This window comes from Pseudomonas sp. HN8-3 (assembly GCF_020790195.1).
GTDB lineage: Bacteria > Pseudomonadota > Gammaproteobacteria > Pseudomonadales > Pseudomonadaceae > Aquipseudomonas > Aquipseudomonas synxantha_A.
Map to the genome: position 1 here is coordinate 4,880,511 of NZ_CP086206.1, position 23,958 is coordinate 4,904,468.

Consider the following 23,958-nt stretch of genomic DNA (forward strand, 5'->3'; position numbering starts at 1 on the left):
CGTAGGCTATTCTCCAACCCCCTTTTCAGTACACACTAAAAACACAAACCCCGGCCATCAGGCCGGGGTTCTGTTATTCAGCACTCACCTGCTATTGCAGGATCATTCCCACTCAATCGTCGCCGGCGGCTTGCTCGACACGTCATACGTCACGCGCGAAATGCCTTCGATTTCATTGATGATACGGCCGCTGACCGTCTCCAGCAGTTCGTAAGGCAGGTGTGCCCAACGCGCTGTCATGAAGTCGATCGTCTCTACGGCACGCAGCGCAACAACCCAGGCGTAACGACGACCATCGCCTACAACGCCAACCGATTTCACCGGCTGGAACACCACGAACGCCTGGCTGACCTTGTGGTACCAGTCGGCCTTGCGCAGTTCTTCAATGAAGATGTGGTCGGCGCGACGCAGCAGGTCGGCGTATTCCTTTTTCACTTCACCGAGGATACGCACGCCCAGGCCCGGGCCTGGGAATGGGTGGCGGTAGACCATGTCGTACGGCAGGCCCAGTTCCAGGCCCAGACGGCGGACTTCGTCCTTGAACAGCTCGCGCAGCGGTTCTACCAGCTTGAGGTTCATTTCCTCAGGCAGGCCACCCACGTTGTGGTGGGACTTGATCACGTGGGCCTTGCCGCTCTTGGCGCCGGCCGACTCGATCACGTCTGGGTAGATGGTGCCTTGGGCGAGGTACTTGATGTTGTCCAGTTTGTTGGACTGGGCATCAAAGACGTCGATGAAGGTACGGCCGATGATCTTGCGCTTCTTCTCCGGGTCGGACTCGCCGGCCAGGTTGTTGAGGAACTGCTCCTCAGCGTTGGCGCGGATCACCTTGACGCCCATGTTCTCGGCGAACATGGCCATCACTTGCTCGCCTTCGTGCAGGCGCAGCAGGCCGTTGTCGACGAATACGCAGGTCAGCTGGTCGCCGATGGCCTTGTGCAGCAAGGCAGCAACTACCGAGGAGTCCACGCCGCCGGACAGGCCGAGCAACACGTTGTCGGTGCCGACCTGGGCGCGCACCTGGGCGATGGCGTCTTCAGCGATTTTCGAAGGGGTCCACAGGGCTTCACACTCGCAGATGTCGAGGATGAAGCGCGACAGGATGCGCCCGCCTTGCTTGGTGTGGGTCACTTCCGGGTGGAACTGCACGCCGTAGTAACGACGCTCGTCGCTGAACATGCCGGCGATCGGGCAGCTTGGGGTGCTGGCCAGAATGTGGAAGTCTTCCGGCATCTTGGTGACCTTGTCACCGTGGCTCATCCAGACGTCGAGGCCGAACAGGCCGTCGGCGTCGATGTGGTCTTCGATGCCGTCCAGCAGGCGGCTCTTGCCGACCACGTCCACACGGGCATAACCGAATTCACGCAGCTCGGAGCCTTCCACCTTGCCGCCCAGTTGTTCGGCCATGGTTTGCATGCCGTAGCAGATACCGAACACCGGTACGCCCAGGTCGAATACCGCTTGCGGGCAACGCGGGCTGTTGGCTTCGTGCACGGACTCGGGGCCACCGGCGAGGATGACGCCTTTAGGGGCGAATTCGCGGATCGCTGCGTCGTCCATGTCGAACGGGTGCAGTTCGCAGTACACGCCGATTTCACGCACGCGGCGGGCGATCAGCTGGGTGTACTGGGAACCGAAATCGAGGATCAGGATGCGATGGGCGTGAATGTCGAGGGCCATGAAGTCAGTCTCGTCTAATGAATCAGAAACAACTCGGGGCTGAAAGAACAGCCCCGGTTACTTAACATTTTGCTGGAAGGCTCAACCTACACGGTAGTTTGGCGCTTCCTTGGTGATCTGCACGTCGTGGACATGGGATTCAGCCATGCCTGCGCCGGTGATCCGTACGAACTCTGGCTTGGTGCGCATTTCTTCGATGTCGGCGCTGCCGGTGTAGCCCATCGAGGAACGCAGGCCGCCCATCAGTTGATGGATGATCGCGCTCAGGGTGCCTTTGTACGGCACACGGCCTTCGATACCTTCCGGTACGAGCTTCTCGGCGCCTGCCGAGGAGTCCTGGAAGTAACGATCGGAAGAACCTTGCGCCTGGGACATGGCGCCCAGCGACCCCATGCCACGGTAAGCCTTGTACGAACGGCCCTGGAACAGTTCGATCTCGCCAGGCGCTTCTTCGGTACCGGCGAACATCGAGCCCATCATCACGCAGGAAGCACCGGCCACGATGGCCTTGGACAGGTCACCGGAGAAACGGATGCCGCCGTCGGCGATCAACGGTACGCCAGTGCCTTCAAGGGCAGCGGCGACGTTGGCGATAGCGCTGATCTGCGGCACGCCCACACCGGCGACGATACGCGTGGTGCAGATCGAGCCAGGGCCGATACCGACCTTGACAGCGTCAGCGCCAGCTTCGGCCAGAGCCTTGGCGGCAGCGCCGGTGGCGATGTTGCCGCCGATCACTTGCACGTCAGGGAAGTTCTGCTTGACCCAGCGCACGCGGTCGATCACGCCTTTGGAGTGACCGTGGGCGGTGTCGACCACCACCACGTCAACACCGGCAGCAACCAGCGCCGAAACGCGGTCGCCCGTGTCTTTACCGGTGCCGACTGCTGCGCCAACACGCAGACGACCCTGGTCATCCTTGCTGGCCAGCGGGTAGGCCTTGGCTTTTTCGATGTCGTTGACGGTCATCATGCCCTTGAGGGCGAATTTGTCATCGACGATCAGCACGCGCTCGATGCGGTGCTTGTGCAGCAGTTCGCGCACATCGTTCTTGTCGGCGCCTTCCTTGACAGTAACGAGGCGCTCTTTAGGCGTCATCACTTCACGGACGGTGACTTCAAGGCGGTTCTCGAAACGCACGTCACGGGAAGTGACGATGCCGACCAGGTCGCCATCGTGCAGCACCGGGACGCCGGAGATGTTGTGCATGCGAGTGAGTTCGAACAGGTCACGCACGGTGGCGTCGGCTTCGATGGTGATTGGATCTTTCACCACACCGGCTTCGTAACGCTTGACCTTGCGCACTTCGGCAGCTTGCTGCTCGATAGTCATGTTCTTGTGGATGATGCCGATGCCGCCTTCCTGAGCCATGGCAATGGCCAGACGGGCTTCGGTGACGGTGTCCATGGCAGCGGAAACCAGGGGAATATTCAGCTCGATGCCACGGGTTAGGCGGGTCTTGAGACTGACTTCGTTAGGAAGCACCTCGGAATAACCGGGCACTAGGAGAATGTCGTCGAATGTCAGAGCTTCTTGGCTGATACGCAGCATCGCGGGGGCTCCCGAGCGGGAAAATGGAAGCGCGCCATTATATACATGCACCCTGCCCGGCTCAATGTAAAACTCTGACAAACTTGGTAATACTGATAGAAGGATTAAAGCTCGACTTTGACCCAGCTCATTTTCTGGTCCAACCAATCGGCAAATTCGTCGATAAAGCTCTGCTTGAACCCCGCCTCCGCCCAGTTGTTGAAGATGAACCCCAGGTTGGAAAACCCGCATTCCTGCAGGAACAGAAAGCCGTTGATGTCATCTTCATGCCCACACAGCGGGCAGGTGAAGTTGTCGGTGTGACCAGGCATCCAGTCTTCCAGGCTTTCGAACAGCGCCTCGCCAACTTCCTTCAGGCATTCCGGGCAGCCGGCTTCTTCAAGGAACCCCTTGGCCGGCGTGTAGATGCAACGCTTGTAGATGATCTCCAGGCCATTGACCGGCTCGTTGAACGGCAGCGCTTCAGGGTGCAGCACCACGGCGCGGGCACCATCGGCCAGGGCGTAGCCCATGCGGTTGCCGGTGCGCCCGCAGGTAGTGAGTTCTTCCTTGATGATGTTCTTGCGCACCAGCCAACGCACGATCGCCCGGGCGCGGGGTTCGTGGACGGGCAAGGTGGAGATTTTCGGGACAAGGATGCTTTGGGAATTCATGGGAGTCCTGCGGTGTGGCTATTGGCGCCATCGCGGGCAAGCCCGGCTCCCACAGTTGATCGCATTCCAATGTGGGAGCCGGGCTTGCCCGCGATGACGCCCGGGAGGACGGCAGCTTAATCCCTGAAAAAATCAGGTCAAGTACTCACATACCGCCCGATCAACGCAATACCACTGGCCAATACCAACCAGGTCACCAACCGCACGAACGCCTCACGGGACAGCCGCATCGTCAGCCTGCGTCCACACCACAGCCCCAGGGCCATCGCCGGCAACAGGCAAACCGCCAACATCAATAACGGCAAATCTGCATACACGCCGGCAATCAGGAACAGACTCAAACGCACGACCGTGCTGCAACTGATCAGCGCGCTTTGCGTGGCCCGCGCCGCGTCCTTGGGCAAACGGCTGTTCAGGTAAATCGCATATAAAAAGCCGCCACTGCCGAATAGCGCACCAAACAGCCCCCCAACAGTGCCCATGGGAATCGACCAGCCCGCTGCCAGCTCAGTCGGCCGCGCCTTCACCGCCAGGCTGTAAATCGCGTAGGCGCTGATAAACAGGCCCATCAACAGCAGCAACAGGTCCGAATGCAGGTTGAGCAAAAACAACACGCCCAGGCTGCAGCCGACGGCCATGCAGGGCAGCAACCGCAACAGTTCTGGTTTGTTCACATCGCGCCGCGTTTGCAGCAAGCCGCCAAACGCCGCGACAAAGTCGAGAAGCACCAGCAACGGGATGATCTTCGACAGCGGCATAAACACAATCAGGATCGGCCCGGCGACCAAGGCCGTCCCGAACCCGGCAATGCCAAACACCACATAGGCCAGCACCACACCCAGGCCGATCACCAGCCAATCCACAGCCCCGAACGACCACTGACTCATCAACTCAACCAGGCTCATGGGTTATCCCTTGTTGGGCATGGCCTTCACTTTAGCCATTGTCGACTGTTGCGACTAATATCTTCAAAGCTAGCCACTCATCTCAAAAAGGCATGACTCGTGATCTCCACGCGGCAACTGCGTTACTTCGTCGAAATCGCCGAGAGCGGCAGCTTCAGTGCCGCGGCCGAACGCCTGTTTGTGGCGCAGTCGGCCTTGAGCCGGCAGATCAAGGAACTGGAAAATCAACTGCAAACCCCATTGTTCGAACGCACCGCACGCCAACCGCGGCTCACAGCGGCCGGTGAAGCGTTCTACCCACGGGCGCGCAATTTGCTGAGTGAGTTGCTCAAGGCCAGCGAAGTGGCGACCCTAGTAGGCAATGGCCAGCTTGGCACGCTGCGCCTGAGTCACTCGAGCACAGTGCCGATGAGCGGCGCGTTGTTGCACGGCATCAGCACCTGGCTAGAGCGCTGCCCTGGAGTATCGGTGGATATCGCCAAGCTCTCCTCCGAAGCCCAGTTGGAGGACATCGCCGAGGGTCGCCTGGACGTCGGCCTGCTGCGCTTGCCCGTACTGCGCCAGCGCGACGGCGTGCGTGTGCTGCCGTTGTACACGGAGCCGTTGGTGCTGGCGGTGCCGCCGAATCATCCGTTGGCGCGCAGCGACGCGCCGGTGGAGTTGGCGCAGCTAAAGGACCAAGCGTTTATCTCGATCCCCCATCCCCAACGCGGCGGGCTGAGTTATCTGTCGGCCGAACTGTGCATGCGTGCAGGATTTTTCCCCAGGGCCGCACGGGTGATGTCGCGCAAGACCACGCAGTTGCAATTGATCCAGGCCGGTTTCGGCATTGCCTTGTTACCAAAATCCATGCAGTACATCGCCCCCGCCAACCTGCACTTTTTACCCCTGGCCGACCCGGACTGCCATAGCACCGTGGCCCTCGCCTGCGCGCAGGCGCCGAACGCGCTGGTAGAGCAGTTCTGTCAAACCCTGCACGAATGCCTATAAACTGCCGCCCATGATTAAAGATCCTTTTGCCCGTCTGGGCCTGGACCGCGAAGTCCTGACTGTCAGCCAGCTCAACGGCCGCGCGCGGGTGTTGCTGGAAGACGTGTTCACCAATATCTGGGTCGAAGGCGAAATCTCCAACCTCGCCCGCCCGGCTTCCGGCCATGTGTATTTCACCCTCAAGGACAGCGGGGCCCAGGTGCGTTGCGCGCTGTTTCGCAACAACGCTGCACGCGTGCGCCAGGCGTTGAAGGACGGCCTGGCGGTCAAAGTGCGTGGCAAGGTCTCGTTGTTCGAGGGGCGTGGCGACTATCAACTGATCCTCGACACCGTGGAACCTGCCGGCGATGGCGCGCTGCGCCTGGCCTTCGATGCCTTGAAGGAAAAGCTCAGCGCCGAAGGCCTGTTCAGCGCCGAGCGCAAGGTGCCGCTGCCCGCGCACCCGCGGCGTATCGGCATCATCAGTTCGCCGACCGGCGCGGTGATTCGCGACATCATCAGTGTGTTCCGCCGCCGGGCGCCGAACATTGAACTGACACTGATCCCGACCGCTGTGCAGGGCCGCGAGGCGATCCCGCAGATCGTGCGGGCGCTCAAACTCGCCGATGCCCGCGGCTTCGACGCGCTGATCCTGGCCCGTGGCGGCGGCTCACTGGAAGATCTCTGGTGCTTCAACGAAGAAGCCGTGGCCCGAGCGGTGGACGCCTGCGTCACGCCCATCGTCAGCGCCGTCGGCCATGAAACCGATGTGTCGATCAGCGACTTCGTGGCGGACGTGCGCGCTCCGACGCCCTCCGCCGCCGCCGAGTTGCTGGCACCGGACGCCAGCCATCTGGTGCGCCAGGTAGACAACCTGCATCGGCGCCTGGTGATGCTGATGCGTAACCGCCTGAGCCACAGCCGCCTGCGCCTGGAAGGCATGGCCCGGCGCCTGCGTCACCCGGGCGAGCGCTTGCGCCAGCAGGCACAACGTCTGGATGACCTGGACATGCGTATGCGCCGCGCCTTCGAGCGCGGCCTCAATACCCGTCGCGAGCGCTTGATTCGCCTGGAGACCCGCCTCGCCGGCCAGCATCCGGGCCGCCAATTGGCGCTGTTGCGCCAGCGCCTGGACAGCCTCGCCGAACGCCTGCCCCGAGCCATGCGCGAAGGTCTCAAGGCCCGACGCCTGCAACTGCAAAGCCAGGTGCAGACGTTGCAGGTGGTCAGCCCGCTGGCGACCCTGGGCCGTGGCTACAGCATCCTGCTGGATGAACGCGGCCAGGCGATTCGCAATGCCGCACAAACCCACACCGGCCAGCGCCTGACCGCGCGCCTGGGTGAAGGTCAACTGCAAGTGCGGGTGGAAGACAATCACCTGACCCCCGTCACCCTTTCGCTACTGGATTGATTGATGCCACGTCTACTGAGTTTGTTGCTGCTGTGCCTGTCCATGAATACCTACGCGGACAGCTATATCACCCGCACCTTGAACAAACCGGTGCCCGGTGGTGTGGCCGTGGTCGAACTGGGACCTGCCGCCACGGCGCCCAAAGCCACATACCAAGGCAAACCGGTACTGGTGGTCAAAGAACAGGACAACTGGCTAGCCATCGTCGGTATCCCGTTGACGGTCAAGCCTGGTAACGAGCGCATCAGCAGCGGCGGGCGCAACTTGCCGTTTATCGTCGGTTACAAGAAGTACCCGGAACAGCGCATCACGCTGAAGAATAAAAGCCAGGTCAACCCTGACCCGGCCCAGCTCAAGCGCATCGAAGGCGAATTGGCGGTACAGCTCAAGGCTTACCGCAGTTTCAGCCCCACCCTGCCGAGCAACCTGGTGCTGGACAAACCGGTGAACGGCCCGTTGTCGAGCAAGTTCGGGGTGCGGCGCTTCTTCAACGGCGAAGAGCGCAACCCACATTCGGGCCTCGACTTCGCCGTACCGGCCGGTACGCCGATCAAGACGCCCGCGAACGGCAAGGTGATTCTGGTTGGCAATTACTTCTTCAATGGCAACACGGTATTCGTCGACCATGGCCAGGGCTTTATCAGCATGTTCTGCCATATGTCGAAGATCGACGTGAAGGTGGGCCAGCAACTGGTGCGCGGTGCGGTCGTGGGCAAGGTGGGTTCGACCGGACGGGCGACGGGGCCGCACATGCACTGGAACGTCAGCCTGAACGATGCACGGGTTGACCCGGCTATCTTTATCGGCGCATTCCAACCCTGAAACACGCGATTGCGCGCCCCATCACCGGCGCGCAATTAAAACCAGATATCAACTTCAAAACCAGCATAAAATCTCGTTTATTCTGCGCAGAACAGAACTTATCTCAATTTTTATCGACTGCTTGCCATCTTTCACCCCTGCGGTTAGGGTTGAGCTTATGAAAACCTCTCACACCCTCATTCAGCTTCGCCAGCACCGCAGCCTGTGCCTCGTCAGCGCACGACTGCCAGGCTGAATCGATCTGCCTCGTCCCAAGCTTTCTCCCCAAAAACAGTTTCACGGCAGGCCGCCTTTTCTCGGCCCCTACAACAAAGGATTTCCCGATGAGCATGCTCAAAGACCCGTCGTCGAAGTACCGCGCGTTCCCGACCATTGATATTCAGGACCGCACCTGGCCATCGAAGACCATCACCACCGCGCCGATCTGGTGCAGCTCTGACCTGCGTGATGGCAACCAGTCGCTGATCGAGCCGATGGACGCCGCGAAAAAGCTGCGTTTCTGGAAGACCCTGGTATCTGTAGGCGTGAAGGAAATCGAAGCCTCGTTCCCGGCCGCCTCGCAAACCGACTTCGACTTCGTGCGCACCCTGATCGAAGACAACCACATCCCCGAGGACACCACCATCCAGGTGCTGACCCAGGGCCGTGAAGACTTGATCGCACGCACCTTCGAATCCCTGCGCGGCGCCAAGAAGGCCATCGTGCACTTGTACAACGCCACGTCGCCGTCGTTCCGCCGCATCGTGTTCAACCAGGACAAGGATGGCATCAAGGCTATCGCCGTCAACGCGGCCAAACTGTTCGTCAAATACGCCGCCCAACAGCCTGAAACCCAGTGGACCTTCGAATACTCCCCGGAAACGTTCAGCGCCACTGAGTTGGAGTTCGCCAAGGAAGTCTGCGACGCAGTGATCGAGGTGTGGAACCCGACGCCCGAGCACAAGATGATCCTCAACCTGCCGGCCACCGTTGAATGCGCCACACCGAACATCTATGCCGACCAGATCGAGTGGTTCGGTCGCCATATCAACCGTCGTGACAGTGTGATCATCAGCCTGCACACCCATAACGATCGCGGCACCGGCGTCGCCGCCACCGAACTGGGCCTGATGGCCGGCGCCGACCGCGTCGAAGGCTGCCTGTTCGGCAACGGCGAGCGTACCGGCAACGTCGACCTGGTGACCGTGGCCCTGAACATGTACACCCAGGGCCTGGACCCGCAACTGGACTTCTCCGATATCGACGGTGTGCGCAAAGTCGTTGAAGAGTGCAACCAGATCCAGGTGCACCCGCGTCATCCTTATGTGGGCGACCTGGTACACACCGCGTTTTCCGGCTCCCACCAGGACGCGATCCGCAAAGGCTTCTCCCAGCAGAAAGACGATGCGCTGTGGGAAGTGCCGTACTTGCCGATCGACCCGGCGGACATTGGCCGCAGCTACGAAGCGGTGATTCGTGTAAACAGCCAGTCGGGCAAAGGTGGCATCGCCTACCTGCTGGAACAGGAATACGACATCAGCTTGCCGCGTCGTATGCAGATCGAGTTCAGCCAGGTTGTGCAGGCCGAAACCGACCGCGTGGGCCTTGAGATGACTGCGCCGCAGATCTACGCCTTGCTGCAGCGTGAATACCTGCAAGCCAACACCCCGTACGCGCTGGTCAGCCATCGCCTGCAGGAAGAGAACGGCAACAGCTTTGTCGAGGTGGAAGTTTCCGGCAAGGGCCAGGGCGAAACCAACCTGCACTGGAAAGGCAAAGGCAACGGCGCGCTGGAAGCCTTGGTGGCCGGCCTGCCGATTGGCGTGGAGATCATGGACTACAACGAACATGCCATCGGTGCGGGCACCAATGCCAAGGCGGCCGCCTACATTGAACTGCGCGTGAACGGCGAACGTCCGGTGCATGGTGTGGGCATTGATGAAAACATCACCACCGCCAGCTTCAAGGCGCTGTTCAGTGCGCTGAACCGCTCGCTGAGCCAGTTGGAAGCCAAAGCGGCGTAATCGGCTGCTGAAATGTGAAAGGCCCCTGGGTGTGAATCCAGGGGCCTTTTTGCTTTGGGGTTATGGTGGCGCTGATGGCCCTATCGGGAGCAAGCCCCCTCCCACATTTGAATGTATTCGCAAATCAAAGTGGGAGGGGGCTTGCTCCCGATAGCGGTTTATCAGACAAACTGAAAGCTATCGGCATCCAGGTTCGCTGGAAACCTGGTGCGATAAGCAGCCAGCTCCGCTGCATCCAGAATCACCTGGAACACCCCGTCCGCCTCCCCTGCACTCAGCAAGGTTTCACCCTGGAAATCCAGCACCTGGCTGTCGCCTGTATAGGCAAATCCTTTGCCATCCGTGCCTACCCGATTCACGGCAGCCACATAGCACAGGTTTTCAATCGCCCGCGCCGGCAACAAGCGGTTCCAATGCTGACGACGTGCACCGGGCCAATTAGCGGTGTACAGCAGCAAGTCGGTGTCCTGGGCATCGCGACTCCATACCGGGAAGCGCAGGTCGTAGCAAATCAGTGGGCGAATGCGCCAGCCCTTTAACTCAAACTGCACCTGGCGTTCGCCGGGGGTGTAGTGATCGTGCTCACCGGCCATGCGGAACAGGTGACGCTTGTCGTAATGCAGCACCTCGCCATCCGGCCTTGCCCACAACAGGCGGTTGCGGTGGCTACCGTCGGCGGCCTGGATAATCACGCTGCCAGTGATCACCGCGTTGTATTTGGTTGCTTGCGCCTGGAGCCAGTGATGGGTCGGCCCCTTTTCCGGCTCGGCGAGGGTGGCTGACTCCATGGAGAAACCGGTGGTGAACATCTCCGGCAGTATGATCAGGTCCGCACCATTGGCCTGCTCCAGCAGCAGCTCAAAATGCTCAAGGTTAGCCTGACGGTCATGCCACACCAGGCTGGTCTGAATCAGGGCGATGTTCAGATTGGGCAGTGCACTCAGATCACGCATAGCTTTTCGGCTGCTTGTTGCAGCGTCTCCTCGCGTTTGGCAAAGCACAGACGCACCAGGCGCTGGCCTTGGGGTGGGTTCTGGTAGAACACCGAGACCGGTATGGTCGCCACGCCGTGTTCGCGGGTCATCCACAAGGACATGGCAATGTCATCCAGGTCTGGGCGAATCTGTGAGTAATCCACCAGTTGGAAATAAGTGCCGCTCACCCGGGTAAAACTGAAGCGGGATGGCCCCAGCAGGTCGCAAAACATGTCGCGCTTGGCCTGGTAAAAGGCCGGCAGTTCTTCGACATGCTCCGGGTGATCAGCCATGAAGTCAGCCAAAGCGTACTGCAAAGGGGTCACGCCGCAAAAGTTGACATATTGATGCACCTTGCGCAGTTCGGCAGTCAGAGCCGGCGGCGCGACCACGTAACCGGTTTTCCAGCCGGTCACGTGATAGGTCTTGCCGAAGGAGCTGACCACGAAGGCGCGCTGATACAGCTCCTGATGGGCCAATATGCTGACGTGAGGCACACCGTCGAACACCAGGTGTTCGTAGACCTCATCGCTGACCAGGTAGATATCGCGGTCGCGGATCAGTTCGGCCAACTGGTCCAGCTCGGCGCGGCTGATCAGCGCACCAGTGGGGTTATGTGGCGAGTTGATGATGATCATGCGGGTGCGCGGCGACAGCGCCGCCTTGATCTGCTCGAAGTCGAGGGCAAAACCGTCCAGACTCAGTTGCACATGAACGCAACGACCACCGGCCAGCTCCACCGAGGGCTCATAGCTGTCGTAGCTGGGGTCGAACACGATGACTTCATCGCCACTGCGAATCACCGCCTGGATCGCGCAGAAGATCGCCTCGGTGGCGCCAGGGGTGATGGTCACCTCGCTGTCGGCATTGACTGTGGCGCCATAACTGCGAGCAATCTTGGCGGCCACCTGCTGACGCAACACGGGCAAGCCGGTCATGGGCGCGTACTGGTTGTGACCCAGAGCGATATGCTTGCCCACTGCATCGAGTAAACCTTGCGGGCCATTGAAATCCGGGAAACCCTGGGACAGGTTGAGCGCGCCGGTTTCAGCGGCGAGTTGCGACATAGTGGTGAAAATGGTCGTGCCGACATTCGGCAGCTTGCTGGTGATCATCGGAGGCCCCTGCAGGTGAGCCCCAAGTTTTAAGCTGCCAATTGCATCGGGTCAAGGCACAAACGGTCGCGCACAAAAAAGGGCTCCAAAGGAGCCCTCTCTTGCAGCGTGTCGCTTACAACGCAAAGCTGCCGTTATTTCTTGTCACGGCGCTTCTTGTCGGCCTTCTTGTGGTGAGTCATCAAACGACGCTTCTTGTTCACCTGACGGTCGGTCAGTGTGTTCTTGTTGCCTTCGTATGGGTTCTCGCCACCCTTGAACTCGATACGGATCGGCGTACCGACCAGTTTCAAGACTCGGCGGTAAGTGTTTTCCAGGTAACGCACGTAGGACTTGGGCACCTTCTCGATCTGGTTACCGTGGATCACGATAATCGGCGGGTTGGCACCACCCAAGTGGGCGTAACGCAGTTTGATCCGACGGTTGTTGACCATCGGCGGTGCGTGCTCGCCCACGGCGTCTTCGAGGATCTGGGTCAGACGGTTGGTCGGCCAGCGGGTGACCGCGGACTTGAACGAGTTCTGTACCGAGGCGTAGAGGTTACCCACGCCAGTACCGTGCAGTGCCGAGATAAAGTGGATATCGGCGAACTCGACGAAGAACAACCGACGCTGCAGTTCGATCTTGACGAAATCGCGCTCGCTCGGCGTCATGCCGTCCCACTTGTTGATCGCGATCACCAGGGCCCGACCGGCTTCCAGGGCAAAGCCCAGCAAGTTGAGGTCGTGGTCCACCACGCCTTCGCGGGCGTCCATCACGAAGATCACCACGTTGGCGTCTTTGATCGCTTGCAGGGTTTTGACCACGGAGAACTTTTCAACTTCTTCGTGGATCTTGCCGCGCTTGCGCACACCGGCGGTGTCGATCAGCGTGTACTTCTCGTCGTTACGCTCGAACGGGATGTAGATACTGTCGCGAGTGGTGCCGGGCTGGTCGTAGACGATAACGCGGTCTTCACCGAGCATACGGTTGACCAGGGTCGACTTGCCGACGTTCGGGCGGCCGATGATAGCGATCTTGATACCGTCTTTTTCGCTCGGGCCAGGAATGCGCTTGGCTTCCTCGCCTTCAGCGACGATCTCTTCCTCGCCCTCTTCTTCCTCGACATCATCCTTGGGGAAGTCGCGCAGGGCGATTTCCAGCATCTGGGTGATGCCACGGCCGTGGGCACCCGCGACCGGGATCGCATCACCCAGGCCCATCGGGCTGAATTCGGCACGGGCCGCCTCAGGATCGATGTTGTCGATCTTGTTGGCGACCAGATAAGAACGCTTGTTGCGCTTGCGCAGGTGCTCGCCAATCATCTGGTCAGCGGCGGTATAGCCCGCGCGGGCGTCCACCAGGAACAACACGACATCGGCTTCTTCAATGGCCAGCAGCGACTGCTCGGCCATTTTTTCGTCCATGCCATGCTCGTCACCGGAGATACCACCGGTGTCGACAATAATGTAGGAGCGCCCTTGCCACTTTGCCTCACCGTATTGGCGATCACGGGTCAGACCGGACAAGTCGCCGACAATGGCGTCGCGAGTCCTGGTCAGGCGGTTGAACAAGGTGGACTTGCCGACGTTAGGTCGGCCCACCAGGGCGATTACGGGAACCATGCGGCTCTCCACTTCGTTATTTCAGAAAATACAAAAGCCGCTGCAGGGCAGCGGCTGGTGCTCGGGGCAGCATCGTCAGATGCCGCATGCCCCGCAAAAGCAGGGCCGCCTGGGTGTTACCCCAAGCATGGTTCTTACTTGATGGTCAGGGCTTCCAGCTTGCCGCCGTTGCCATACACATAAAGCATGTTACCTACCACCAGCGGACGCGCACGCAGGCCGTCGCTGTCGATACGTTGGCGACCGACAAAGCGACCATCCACCTGGCTCAGCAGGTGCAGGTAACCTTCAAAGTCACCGACTGCTACGTAGCTGGAGAAGACTTCCGGTGCCGACAGTTGGCGGCGAGCCAGCGAGTCGTTGCTCCACAGTGCAGTGGTGGAACGCTCATCGACACTTTCAACGGTGCCGGAGGCCAGGCTCACGTAGACGCTGCCAAACCCTTGGGCGACACCCGCATAGCTGGAAGCATCACGCTGCCAGTTGATGCGGCCGCTTTGCAGGTCCAGCGCGGCAACACGGCCCTGATAGGTGGCCACGTAGAGGGTTTCACCCGACAGCAGCAGGCCACCGTCGATGTCCACGACGCGGTCCAGCTCGGAACGGCCTTGCGGGATAGCCACACGGGTTTCCCACGCCGGCACGCCGTTCTGGGTATCCAGGGCGACTACTTTACCGGTCGACAGGCCAGCCACAGCGAGATTGTTGGTCACAATCGGACCACTGGTACCACGCAGGGTCAACACCGCCGGGGTGCTGTCGTACAACCAGCGTTGGTCGCCAGTGGAGGCATCCAGACCGATTACGCGGTCATCCTGGGTCTGCACCACGACGATATCGCCGTTGGTCGCTGGCGCCGAGAGCACTTCACTGGTCACGCGAGCGCGCCATTTCTCTTCGCCGGTGCTGGAGTCGAGTGCGACCACATCACCTTTGAGCGTACCGATCAGCACCATGCCGTAGCCGACACCCACACCACCGGAAACCGGCAGCTCGAGGTCTTTCTTCCACTTGACGTCGCCGTTCATGCGATCCATGGCAACCACGACGCCAGTGGAATCAGTGGCCACGATGTTGTCGCCGTCGATCGCCGGCTGCAACAGGTTGTAGAGGTCGCCCTGCCCGTCACCAATGGATTGGCTCCATTGTTTTTGCAGGACCACTTCTTCCTTGAAGCTGGTCAGCTCGGCAGGTGGCAGTTCTTTTTTGCTGTTGCTGCTGCAACCCGCGGCCAAAACGGCCAGAGCCAGCAATGCTGCATGTTTCCAACGGATCACGTCACGCATCCCCTTTGGCCAAGTCGTCGAGCTTGATTTGTAAGCCACCGACCGCCGCTTCATCAGACAGCGCCGCCTTGGCTTTTTGGTACGCAGCATGGGCTTCGTCGGTACGACCCAATTGGACCAACAGGTCGCCCTTGAGCTCTTCGCGAGTGGCCACGAATGCCTTGTCAGCATCGCCGTCGAGCAGTTTGAGTGCTTCGTCAGCCTTGTTCTGTGCCGCCAATACCTGTGCCAGGCGCTGACGTGCGATTTCACCCAGGGTCGGGTTGGTCGGCTTGTCGGCAATGGCCTTCAGCTCGGTGGCTGCGTCATCCAGCTTGCCGGTATCGACCGCGACTTTCGCGACGAACAGGCTGCCGTACTGGGCGTAGGTGCTACCGCCGAATTCGTTTTTCAGCTTGCCGGCCAGGTCTGCCACCTGTGCAGGGTCAGGCTTGCCGTCCGGCGTCAGGGTAGTTTCCAGCAATTGCTGGTAAACGATCGAGGCGCCCTGGGATTGGTTGGCCTGATACTTGGTCCAGGCTTGCCAGCCGAACACCACCACTAAAGCCAGCAGGCCGCCAGTGACCAGGGGCTTGCCGTTACGCTGCCACCAGTCCTTGAACTCGGCCAGTTGCTCATCATCAGTACTCGACACCCCAATACTCCTTAATCGCTAAATTCGGCTGTTCGACAGCTTCAACCCTGCACGACGCAGGTGGCCAAGTGCGCAGCGAGCGCATCAAAGGCAACGTTCTGTTGTTCACCCTGGCCACGCAGGGGTTTGAAACCTATCACTTGCTGGGCCAATTCGTCATCGCCAAGGATCAGTGCGTACAGCGCACCGCTCTTGTCAGCCTTCTTGAACTGGCTCTTGAAGCTGCCGGCGCCGGCATTGATCTGCAGGCGCAGGTTCGGCAGTTGGTCGCGCACCTTCTCGCTCAAGGCCAGGGCGGCCAGTTCGGCAGCCTCGCCAAAAGCGCACAGGTACACGTCCACCTGACGGGAAATTTCTTCGGGAACCTGTTCAAGGGTTTCCAGCAACAGGATCAGTCGCTCGATACCCATGGCAAAGCCCACGCCCGTAGTCGGCTTGCCGCCCATTTGCTCGACCAGGCCGTCGTAGCGACCACCGGCACACACGGTGCCTTGGGCGCCGAGCTTGTCGGTGACCCACTCGAATACGGTCTTGCTGTAGTAGTCGAGGCCACGCACCAGCTTGGGGTTGATCACGTAGGGAATCCCCGCGGCATCCAGGCGAGCCTTGAGGCCCTCGAAGTGCACGCGGGATTCGTCGTCCAGGTAATCGGCCATTTTCGGTGCATTGACCAATACGGCCTGGGTGTCGGCGTTCTTGGTATCCAGAACGCGCAACGGGTTGGTTTTCAGACGGCGCTGGCTGTCTTCGTCCAATTTATCCAGGTGAGCCGACAGGTATTCGACCAGGGCTTCGCGATAGCGGCCCCGGGACTCGCTGGTACCCAGGCTGTTGAGTTCGAGCTTGACCGCATCGCGGATGCCCAGTTGGCCCCACAGACGCCAGGTCAGCACGATCAGCTCGGCATCGATGTCCGGACCGTCCAGGTTGAAGACTTCGCAACCGATCTGGTGGAACTGGCGATAGCGGCCTTTCTGCGGGCGCTCGTGGCGGAACATCGGGCCGATGTACCAGAGCTTCTGGGTTTGGCCACCACCGGTGATGCCATGTTCCAGTACGGCGCGCACGCACGCGGCAGTGCCTTCCGGACGCAGGGTCAGGGAGTCGCCGTTGCGGTCTTCGAAGGTGTACATCTCTTTTTCGACGATGTCGGTCACTTCACCGATGGAGCGTTTGAACAGCTCGGTGAACTCGACGATCGGCATGCGGATCTGCTTGTAACCGTAGTTATCCAGCAGGCGCGCGACAGTGCTTTCGAAGTAGCGCCACAGTGGCGTCTGCTCCGGCAGGATGTCGTTCATGCCACGAATGGCTTGCAGAGACTTGCTCACATCAAATCCTTAAATTCGTTCAATCAGCCGCGAGCGATCAGCGCTGCGTCAGCGGCGACCTTCTCGGCCGCTTTCTCGCGGATCAGCTTTTCCAGCTCATCCACCAGATTGTCATTCGTTAGCTTCTGCGACGGCTTGCCGTCGATGTAAATCAAATTCGGCGTACCACCGGTCAGGCCCACATGAGCCTCTTTGGCCTCACCCGGCCCGTTGACCACACAACCGATGACTGCGACATCCAGCGGCACCAGCAGGTCTTCGAGGCGCAGCTCCAGGTCGTTCATGGTTTTCACCACGTCGAAGTTCTGCCGCGAGCAGCTCGGGCAGGCAATGAAGTTGATACCACGGGAACGCAAACGCAGGGATTTGAGAATGTCGTAGCCGACCTTCACTTCCTCTACGGGGTCTGCCGCCAGGGAGATGCGGATAGTATCGCCAATCCCTTCGGCGAGCAGCATACCGAGACCCACCGCAGATTTCACTGTGCCTGAGCGCAAACCGCCAGCTTCAGTGATACCCAAGTGCAGTGGTTGCACGATTTCCTTGGCCAGCAGGCGGTAGGCTTCTACCGCCATGAACACACCGGAGGCCTTTACGCTGACCTTGAAGTCCTGGAAATTCAGGCGCTCCAGGTGCTCAACGTGGCGCAGTGCCGACTCGACCAGCGCCGCCGGGGTAGGCTCGCCGTATTTTTTTTGCAGGTCTTTTTCCAGGGAGCCGGCGTTCACGCCAATGCGGATCGGAATCCCACGATCACGGGCAGCGTCCACCACGGCGCGCACGCGGTCTTCGCGACCGATGTTGCCCGGGTTGATACGTAGGCAGTCCACACCCAGCTCGGCCACGCGCAGTGCAATCTTGTAGTCGAAGTGAATGTCGGCAACCAGCGGCACCTTGACCAACTGCTTGATGCGGCCGAAAGCCTCGGCGGCATCCATGTCCGGTACGGAAACCCGCACGATGTCTACGCCGGCCGCTTCCAGACGATTGATCTGGGCGACGGTGGCGGCCACATCGTTAGTGTCGCTGTTGGTCATGCTTTGCACTGCAATGGGGGCATCGCCCCCCACGGGCACCGAGCCGACCCAGATCTTGCGCGATACGCGACGTTTGATTGGAGATTCGCCGTGCATGACTATTGTCCCAACTTGAGGCGAGCGGTCTCGCCACTGGTGAACGGCGCCACGTCTACAGGCTGGCCGTTGTAGGCCACTTGCGCACCACGGGCAAAGCCCAGACGCAGCGTCAAAGGAGGCTTGCCGCCCTGGTCAAGCGTATCTCCCTTACGCTTCAAACCGCTGAACAGCACTTTGCCGTTGCCATCGGTGACCTGCGTCCAGCAATCAGCGATGAAGGTGATCTGTACGCGCCCGTCACCGGCGATCAACGCAGGGGTGGTCGGAGGCGACATTGCTGGCGCTACCGGTGCGGCTGGCGCAGGCGTCGCGGGTGCGGGTGCGGGTGCCGCAGGAGCTTGAACCACGGGTGCTGCCGGGGTCACCGGCGCCTGTACCGCCGCAGTGTCAGCAGGCGTGGTGCCCACTTGCGGCGCCGGCTGCTCAGCCGTAGCCGGCACTTGCGGTGCGGCCTGCCCTTCGGCAACTGCCTGGTCTTCCGGCTCGTCCAGCGGATGAATCTGGGTGGTGCCATCGGCGCTTTCGACTTCGACGTGCTCCATGGCGTTGCTGGTCAGGTCTTTGTTGCGCTGGGAGGCCTGGTCTTGCCACCAGACGAAACCGCCGCCGACCACGGCAACCAGCAGCAACAGGCTGACAATCCGCAAAATCGTGTGGGAAACCCGCGTTGGCTCTTCGATGCGCCCAAGGCCATGGACATTGCTGCCTTGGGCATCGGTACCGGTGAACTGGTCGAATTCCTGCACCAGCACCGCCTGGTCAATACCCAGCAATTTGGCGTAGGCGCGAATATAGCCACGGGCAAAGGTGTGCCCAGGCAGCTTGTCGAACGCGCCGGCTTCCAGATTGGCCAGGGACGTGCTGGTCAAATTGAGCTTGAGGGCCACTTCCGCCAGCGACCAACCATTGCTTTCGCGGGCCTGACGCAAGGTTTCGCCTGGGTTTACGCGATTAGCTGCTACATCTTCCGGGTGCGCGGCTTTCATCATTGCTCCGACAGGTATTGCTGATATTCCGGCGTACCGGGATAGAGTCGTTCGAGTTGCTGGCCAAAACGTGCGGCCGTGTCGTGTTCTTCATGAACCGTCGCCAGGCGCACACCGAGCAATAGACTACGTGCATTTTGCCCGCTGAGCAGGCTAAAACGCTCGTAATAGTCTCGTGCCGGCACATAATGCCTGTCTTCGTAAGACAACTCAGCCATTTCGAGCAAAGCCCGTGGCTGGCGACTGTTCAGATGCAGGGCTTTTTCCAGCTGCTGACGCGCGCTGTCGCGCTGACCCAGGCGCATCGAGGTCACCCCGAGGTTCTCGAACACCCGCGAACGCTCAGGATAAAGAGTATCGGCGCTGGCTTGCTGGAAATAAGCGGCGGCTTGGTCATACCGTTTCTGCTCGAACAGGAAACTGCCATAGTTGTTCAGCAACCTGGGATCGGCAGGACGGGAAGCCAGGGCCTTGCTGAAATAGCGGTCGGCCAGCTCAGGCTCTGCCTGGGCCTGAAACACCAGAGCCAGTGCGGCGTTGGCATCGGCATCCGCGCTGTCCAGTTCAAGGGCCTTTTTCAGCGGCACCTTGGCTTGCTCGCTCATACCTTGACGCAAATACCCCAAGCCCAATTGCACATAGGCAACCCGCGCCTCATCACGGCCTTTAGTGGTGTGCAAAGGGCTGTCATGGCCCGATGAAACACAACCGGCAACGAGGCCGGTAAGCAGTAAAAGCAGCGCAAGGCGCAAGGGCATAGAGATCCTCTCTCAGATTCGATTCACAGCAATTTGCGGCAAATCTTCGGCGGCGTTAAGTTCGCGCACGGCGATATAACGTTCGCTGCGGCGGGTGCGGTCCATCACCTGCCCTACCAATTGGCCACAGGCGGCGTCGATGTCTTCACCACGGGTGGTGCGTACGGTGACGTTGTAGCCGGCCTGGTGCAGTTGATCCTGGAAACGGCGGATGGCGTTGTTGCTCGGCCGCTCGTAGCCAGAATGTGGAAACGGGTTGAACGGGATCAGGTTGATCTTGCACGGCGTGTTCTTGAGCAACTCGATCATCTCGACCGCGTGCTCGACCTTGTCGTTGATGTCCTTGAGCATGGTGTACTCAATGGTCAGCACACGCTTCTCACCCAAGGTCGCCATGTAACGCTGGCAAGATTCGAGCAGCATCTTAAGCGGATACTTCTTGTTGATCGGCACCAATTGGTTACGCAATGCGTCATTCGGTGCGTGCAACGACAACGCCAGGGAGACGTCGATATGCTTGGCCAGCTCATCGATCATCGGCACCACGCCGGAGGTCGACAGGGTCACACGGCGCTTGGAGATGCCGTAGCCCAGGTCGTCCATCATCAGGTGCATGGCCGCAATCACGTTGTCGAAGTTCAGCAGCGGCTCACCCATGCCCATCATCACCACGTTGGTGATGGCACGGTCGACGGTCGCCGGGACGCTGCCAAAGGATTTGTTGGCAATCCACACCTGGCCGATGACTTCGGCGGCGGTGAGGTTGCTATTGAAGCCTTGCTTGCCGGTGGAGCAGAAACTGCAATCCAGGGCACAGCCTGCCTGGGACGAAACGCACAAGGTGCCGCGTTTGCCCTGGGGAATGTACACGGTCTCGACGCAGCTGCCGGACGCCACGCGCACCACCCATTTACGGGTGCCGTCGCTGGAGATGTCCTCGCTGACAACCTCGGGACCACGCACCTCGGCAATGGCCTTGAGCTTGTCGCGCAGGGCCTTGCTGACGTTCGTCATGGCGTCGAAATCGTCGACGCCAAAGTGGTGAATCCACTTCATTACCTGACCGGCACGGAAACGCTTCTCCCCGATTGAGTCGAAGAATTTCTCCATTTCCGGCTGAGTCAGACCCAGCAGGTTGGTTTTAACAGTCGATGTAGTCATGGATTCACCCTCACTCTTTAAGCCGATGCTTAGCGAGCGGTTACTTCAGTAGCAGCGAAAAAGTACGAGATTTCGCGAGCAGCAGCGGCTTCGGAGTCCGAACCGTGAACAGCGTTGGCATCGATGGACTCAGCGAAGTCAGCACGAATGGTGCCGGCAGCCGCTTCTTTAGGGTTGGTAGCGCCCATCAGCTCACGGTTCAGAGCGATAGCGTTTTCGCCTTCCAGAACCTGAACAACAACAGGACCGGAGATCATGAAGGCAACCAGGTCGCCGAAGAAGCCACGAGCGCTGTGCTCAGCGTAGAAGCCTTCAGCTTCAGCCTTGGACAGTTGCTTGAGTTTCGAAGCTACAACCTTCAGGCCGGCTTTTTCGAAACGAGTGGTGATCTCGCCGATGACGTTTTTTGCAACAGCGTCAGGCTTGATGATGGAGAAAGTACGTTGAACAGCCATGGTGTAACTCCAGAAACGGTAATTTACGAAAAATTAAACCCGCGAATTATACGCGGGTTATTGGGTATTGCCTAACTGCGTAAAAAGGCGGCTCAGTCTGCTTCTTCGATCCACAGGCCTTGAATCGCCTCCAGGACCTTTTCGCCACCCCGGTCAGGGATGTCGTCAAAATCCGGCAGCGCCATTACGAGGTTGCGCAGCTTGACGAAGTTCACGGTAAGAGGATTGACCTCAGGGTGAGCTTCGGCAAGTTGTATAGCGATTTCTTGTACATCAACCCATTTCAGGCTCATGACAGTTCCTTGAATCAATGCGGCGCTTCGGCGGCATGGTTGAGCGAATATTTCGGAATTTCAACGGTGAGGTCTTCAGTCCCCACTTTCGCCTGGCAACTCAGACGCGACGTCGGCTCCAGCCCCCACGCCCTATCAAGATAGTCTTCTTCCAGGTCGTCAGCCTCATTAAGGCTGTCGAAACCTTTACGAATGATGCAGTGGCAAGTGGTGCAGGCATTGACGCCACCACACGCACTTTCAATCTCGATATGGTTGTCGTGCGCGACGTCAAGCAGGGACTTGCCGGTCTCTGCCTCCACGACCATGCCATCCGGGCAGTGTTCAGCGTGCGGTAGAAAAGTGACCTGCGGCATCAGTTATTCCTCGATTTCATTCAGGTTGCGGCCCGCCAGTGCGGCTTTCACCGTCTGATCCATACGACGGGCGGCAAAGGCATCAGTCACTTGCGACAGGCGCTTGGTCTGTTGCTCGATGGCGTAACCATCGTTGCCTTTCATCAGTTCGGCCAATTCCTGCATCTGCAGGTCGATGACCATGCGCTCTTCGGCATCCAGCAGGCGCTCACCGTCAGCCTCAAGAGCACCCTGCACCGCTTCGAGCAGGCGCTGGGCATCCACTTGCTGCTCACGCAGTACGCGGGCAACCTTGTCGTCACCGGCATACTGGAACGAGTCCTTGAGCATCTTGGCGATTTCGCCGTCGGTCAGGCCGTAGGACGGTTTGACCTGGATGCTGGCCTCAACGCCCGAGGCCAGTTCACGCGCAGCCACGCTGAGCAGGCCATCGGCGTCGACCTGATAGGTGACGCGAATCTTCGCTGCACCGGCCACCATCGCCGGGATGCCGCGCAGTTCAAAGCGCGCCAGGGAGCGGCAGTCGCTGATCAGCTCGCGCTCGCCTTGCAGCACGTGAATCATCATGGCCGTCTGGCCGTCTTTGTAGGTGGTGAAATCCTGGGCACGGGCGACGGGGATGGTGGTGTTGCGTGGAATCACCTTCTCCATCAGGCCGCCCATGGTTTCCAGCCCCAGGGACAGCGGGATCACGTCGAGCAGCAGCAATTCGCCACCGTCGCGCTTGTTGCCGGCCAGGGTGTCGGCCTGGATCGCAGCACCGATGGCGACCACTTGATCCGGGTCGATTTCAGTCAGCGGCTGGCGACCAAAGGCTTCGGCGACGGCTTCGCGCACGCGCGGCACACGGGTCGAACCGCCAACCATGACCACGGCCGCCACATCTTCCAGTTCAACACCGGAGTCACGTACGGCACGGCGGCAAGCCCTGAGGCTGCGAGCGACCATCGGCTCGATCAGCGCATCGAAGGCCTCACGGGTCAGTTGAGCCGACCATGAGCCGTAGCAAACCTCTACAGAGTTGGCGTCCGTCAGTGCTTCCTTGGCCGCACAGGCAGTTTGCAGCAAATTACGCTGCGCGCCCGGGTCCAGGTCGGCAGACAAACCGGCGCTGGTGATGATCCAGCCGGCGATGGCGTGGTCGAAGTCATCGCCGCCCAGGGCACTGTCGCCACCGGTGGCCAGCACTTCGAAAACACCGCCGGTCAGGCGCAGGATCGAAATATCGAAGGTGCCGCCGCCCAGATCATAAATGGCAACCAGGCCTTCAGCGTGCTGATCGAGGCCGTAGGCCACAGCCGCAGCGGTCGGCTCGTTGAGCAGGCGCAGTACATTCAGGCCCGCCAGTTTCGCCGCGTCCTTGGTGGCTTGGCGCTGGGCGTCATCGAAATACGCCGGAACGGTGATCACCGCCCCGACCAGCTCGCCGCCCAAGGTTTTTTCCGCACGCTGGCGCAGCACCTTGAGGATATCAGCCGACACTTCGACCGGGCTTTTCGGGCCCTGGACGGTGTCGATAAACGGCATATGGGACTCACCGCCGACAAAGCGGTACGGCAACTGGTCGCCCAACTGCTTGACGTCGGACAGCCCACGACCCATCAAGCGCTTGACCGACAGCACAGTGTTCAGGGGGTCCGAGGACGCGGCCAACTTGGCCGACTCACCCACTTCGGTACGATCAGGGTGGTAACGCACGGCGGACGGCAGGATCACCTGCCCATCGGCATCGGGCAGAGGCTCGGACAGGCCACTGCGCAAGGCAGCAACCAGGGAATTGGTGGTGCCCAGGTCAATCCCGACCGCCAGGCGACGCTGGTGCGGTTGAGGGCTTTGGCCGGGTTCGGCGATTTGCAGTAGGGCCATGGTAATCAG

General features: G+C 60.1%; 22 protein-coding genes. 4 read left to right on the forward strand and 18 right to left on the reverse strand.

Annotated features, from left to right (window positions below; all coding sequences use genetic code 11):
* Positions 1 to 102: 102 nt before the first annotated feature.
* The 4 genes from guaA to LJX92_RS21665 all read right to left on the reverse strand — a co-directional run bounded on the left by guaA (position 103) and on the right by LJX92_RS21665 (position 4,789).
* Complete coding sequence (guaA, locus tag LJX92_RS21650; RefSeq protein ID WP_005791155.1) at positions 103 to 1,680, reverse strand: glutamine-hydrolyzing GMP synthase; 1,578 nt, start codon at positions 1,678 to 1,680, stop codon at positions 103 to 105.
* Positions 1,681 to 1,761: 81 nt separating this feature from the next.
* Positions 1,762 to 3,231, reverse strand: coding sequence for an IMP dehydrogenase (gene guaB, locus LJX92_RS21655; RefSeq protein ID WP_014719807.1), 1,470 nt, complete (start codon positions 3,229 to 3,231; stop codon positions 1,762 to 1,764).
* Between the two features lie 104 nt (positions 3,232 to 3,335).
* Positions 3,336 to 3,884 (reverse strand): hypothetical protein, encoded by a 549-nt coding sequence (locus LJX92_RS21660; protein WP_005791157.1) that lies wholly within the window; start codon positions 3,882 to 3,884, stop codon positions 3,336 to 3,338.
* A gap of 137 nt (positions 3,885 to 4,021) precedes the next feature.
* Positions 4,022 to 4,789 carry a sulfite exporter TauE/SafE family protein gene (locus LJX92_RS21665; RefSeq protein WP_103734899.1) on the reverse strand — a complete coding sequence of 256 codons (768 nt, stop codon included), beginning with the start codon at positions 4,787 to 4,789 and terminating at the stop codon, positions 4,022 to 4,024.
* Between the two features lie 99 nt (positions 4,790 to 4,888).
* On the opposite strand from LJX92_RS21665, the gene LJX92_RS21670 reads away from it, so the two are divergent.
* The 4 genes from LJX92_RS21670 to leuA all read left to right on the forward strand — a co-directional run bounded on the left by LJX92_RS21670 (position 4,889) and on the right by leuA (position 9,994).
* On the forward strand, positions 4,889 to 5,779 hold the full coding sequence (locus LJX92_RS21670; protein ID WP_228308940.1) for a LysR family transcriptional regulator: 891 nt from the start codon (positions 4,889 to 4,891) through the stop codon (positions 5,777 to 5,779).
* 10 nt (positions 5,780 to 5,789) lie between these two features.
* On the forward strand, positions 5,790 to 7,169 hold the full coding sequence (gene xseA / locus LJX92_RS21675) for an exodeoxyribonuclease VII large subunit (protein WP_032879613.1): 1,380 nt from the start codon (positions 5,790 to 5,792) through the stop codon (positions 7,167 to 7,169).
* Between the two features lie 3 nt (positions 7,170 to 7,172).
* Complete coding sequence (locus LJX92_RS21680; protein WP_032879612.1) at positions 7,173 to 7,991, forward strand: M23 family metallopeptidase; 819 nt, start codon at positions 7,173 to 7,175, stop codon at positions 7,989 to 7,991.
* 323 nt (positions 7,992 to 8,314) lie between these two features.
* Positions 8,315 to 9,994 (forward strand): 2-isopropylmalate synthase, encoded by a 1,680-nt coding sequence (gene leuA / locus LJX92_RS21685; protein ID WP_103734900.1) that lies wholly within the window; start codon positions 8,315 to 8,317, stop codon positions 9,992 to 9,994.
* 161 nt (positions 9,995 to 10,155) lie between these two features.
* On the opposite strand, the gene LJX92_RS21690 is transcribed toward leuA, so the two are convergent.
* The 14 genes from LJX92_RS21690 to hscA all read right to left on the reverse strand — a co-directional run bounded on the left by LJX92_RS21690 (position 10,156) and on the right by hscA (position 23,949).
* Entirely contained in the window at positions 10,156 to 10,947 is a 792-nt protein-coding gene (locus tag LJX92_RS21690; RefSeq protein ID WP_032879610.1) for an amidohydrolase, read from the reverse strand.
* Complete coding sequence (locus LJX92_RS21695; RefSeq protein WP_103734901.1) at positions 10,935 to 12,083, reverse strand: pyridoxal phosphate-dependent aminotransferase; 1,149 nt, start codon at positions 12,081 to 12,083, stop codon at positions 10,935 to 10,937. Before LJX92_RS21695 ends, LJX92_RS21690 begins: the two co-directional genes overlap by 13 nt.
* Before the next feature lie 134 nt (positions 12,084 to 12,217).
* Entirely contained in the window at positions 12,218 to 13,687 is a 1,470-nt protein-coding gene (der, locus tag LJX92_RS21700) for a ribosome biogenesis GTPase Der (protein ID WP_005791167.1), read from the reverse strand.
* A gap of 134 nt (positions 13,688 to 13,821) precedes the next feature.
* A complete protein-coding gene (gene bamB / locus LJX92_RS21705; protein WP_005791169.1) occupies positions 13,822 to 14,973 on the reverse strand; it encodes an outer membrane protein assembly factor BamB in 1,152 nt (383 codons plus the stop codon).
* A complete protein-coding gene (locus LJX92_RS21710; RefSeq protein WP_003194010.1) occupies positions 14,966 to 15,607 on the reverse strand; it encodes a YfgM family protein in 642 nt (213 codons plus the stop codon). The genes bamB and LJX92_RS21710 overlap by 8 nt, the downstream gene beginning before the upstream one ends.
* A gap of 41 nt (positions 15,608 to 15,648) precedes the next feature.
* Complete coding sequence (hisS, locus tag LJX92_RS21715; protein ID WP_032879608.1) at positions 15,649 to 16,938, reverse strand: histidine--tRNA ligase; 1,290 nt, start codon at positions 16,936 to 16,938, stop codon at positions 15,649 to 15,651.
* A 23-nt stretch (positions 16,939 to 16,961) separates the two neighbouring features.
* A complete protein-coding gene (gene ispG, locus LJX92_RS21720) occupies positions 16,962 to 18,071 on the reverse strand; it encodes a flavodoxin-dependent (E)-4-hydroxy-3-methylbut-2-enyl-diphosphate synthase (protein WP_228308941.1) in 1,110 nt (369 codons plus the stop codon).
* 2 nt (positions 18,072 to 18,073) lie between these two features.
* Complete coding sequence (locus LJX92_RS21725; protein ID WP_228308942.1) at positions 18,074 to 19,060, reverse strand: RodZ domain-containing protein; 987 nt, start codon at positions 19,058 to 19,060, stop codon at positions 18,074 to 18,076.
* On the reverse strand, positions 19,060 to 19,818 hold the full coding sequence (pilW, locus tag LJX92_RS21730) for a type IV pilus biogenesis/stability protein PilW (protein WP_032879606.1): 759 nt from the start codon (positions 19,816 to 19,818) through the stop codon (positions 19,060 to 19,062). Before pilW ends, LJX92_RS21725 begins: the two co-directional genes overlap by 1 nt.
* Before the next feature lie 12 nt (positions 19,819 to 19,830).
* A complete protein-coding gene (gene rlmN / locus LJX92_RS21735) occupies positions 19,831 to 20,979 on the reverse strand; it encodes a 23S rRNA (adenine(2503)-C(2))-methyltransferase RlmN (protein ID WP_005791178.1) in 1,149 nt (382 codons plus the stop codon).
* A gap of 29 nt (positions 20,980 to 21,008) precedes the next feature.
* Positions 21,009 to 21,434, reverse strand: coding sequence for a nucleoside-diphosphate kinase (gene ndk, locus LJX92_RS21740; RefSeq protein WP_003175956.1), 426 nt, complete (start codon positions 21,432 to 21,434; stop codon positions 21,009 to 21,011).
* Between the two features lie 92 nt (positions 21,435 to 21,526).
* Positions 21,527 to 21,727, reverse strand: coding sequence for a Fe-S cluster assembly protein IscX (gene iscX, locus LJX92_RS21745; protein ID WP_032879605.1), 201 nt, complete (start codon positions 21,725 to 21,727; stop codon positions 21,527 to 21,529).
* Between the two features lie 14 nt (positions 21,728 to 21,741).
* On the reverse strand, positions 21,742 to 22,083 hold the full coding sequence (gene fdx / locus LJX92_RS21750; RefSeq protein WP_005791182.1) for an ISC system 2Fe-2S type ferredoxin: 342 nt from the start codon (positions 22,081 to 22,083) through the stop codon (positions 21,742 to 21,744).
* A gap of 3 nt (positions 22,084 to 22,086) precedes the next feature.
* A complete protein-coding gene (gene hscA, locus LJX92_RS21755; RefSeq protein WP_078822258.1) occupies positions 22,087 to 23,949 on the reverse strand; it encodes a Fe-S protein assembly chaperone HscA in 1,863 nt (620 codons plus the stop codon).
* Between the last annotated feature and the right edge of the window lie 9 nt (positions 23,950 to 23,958).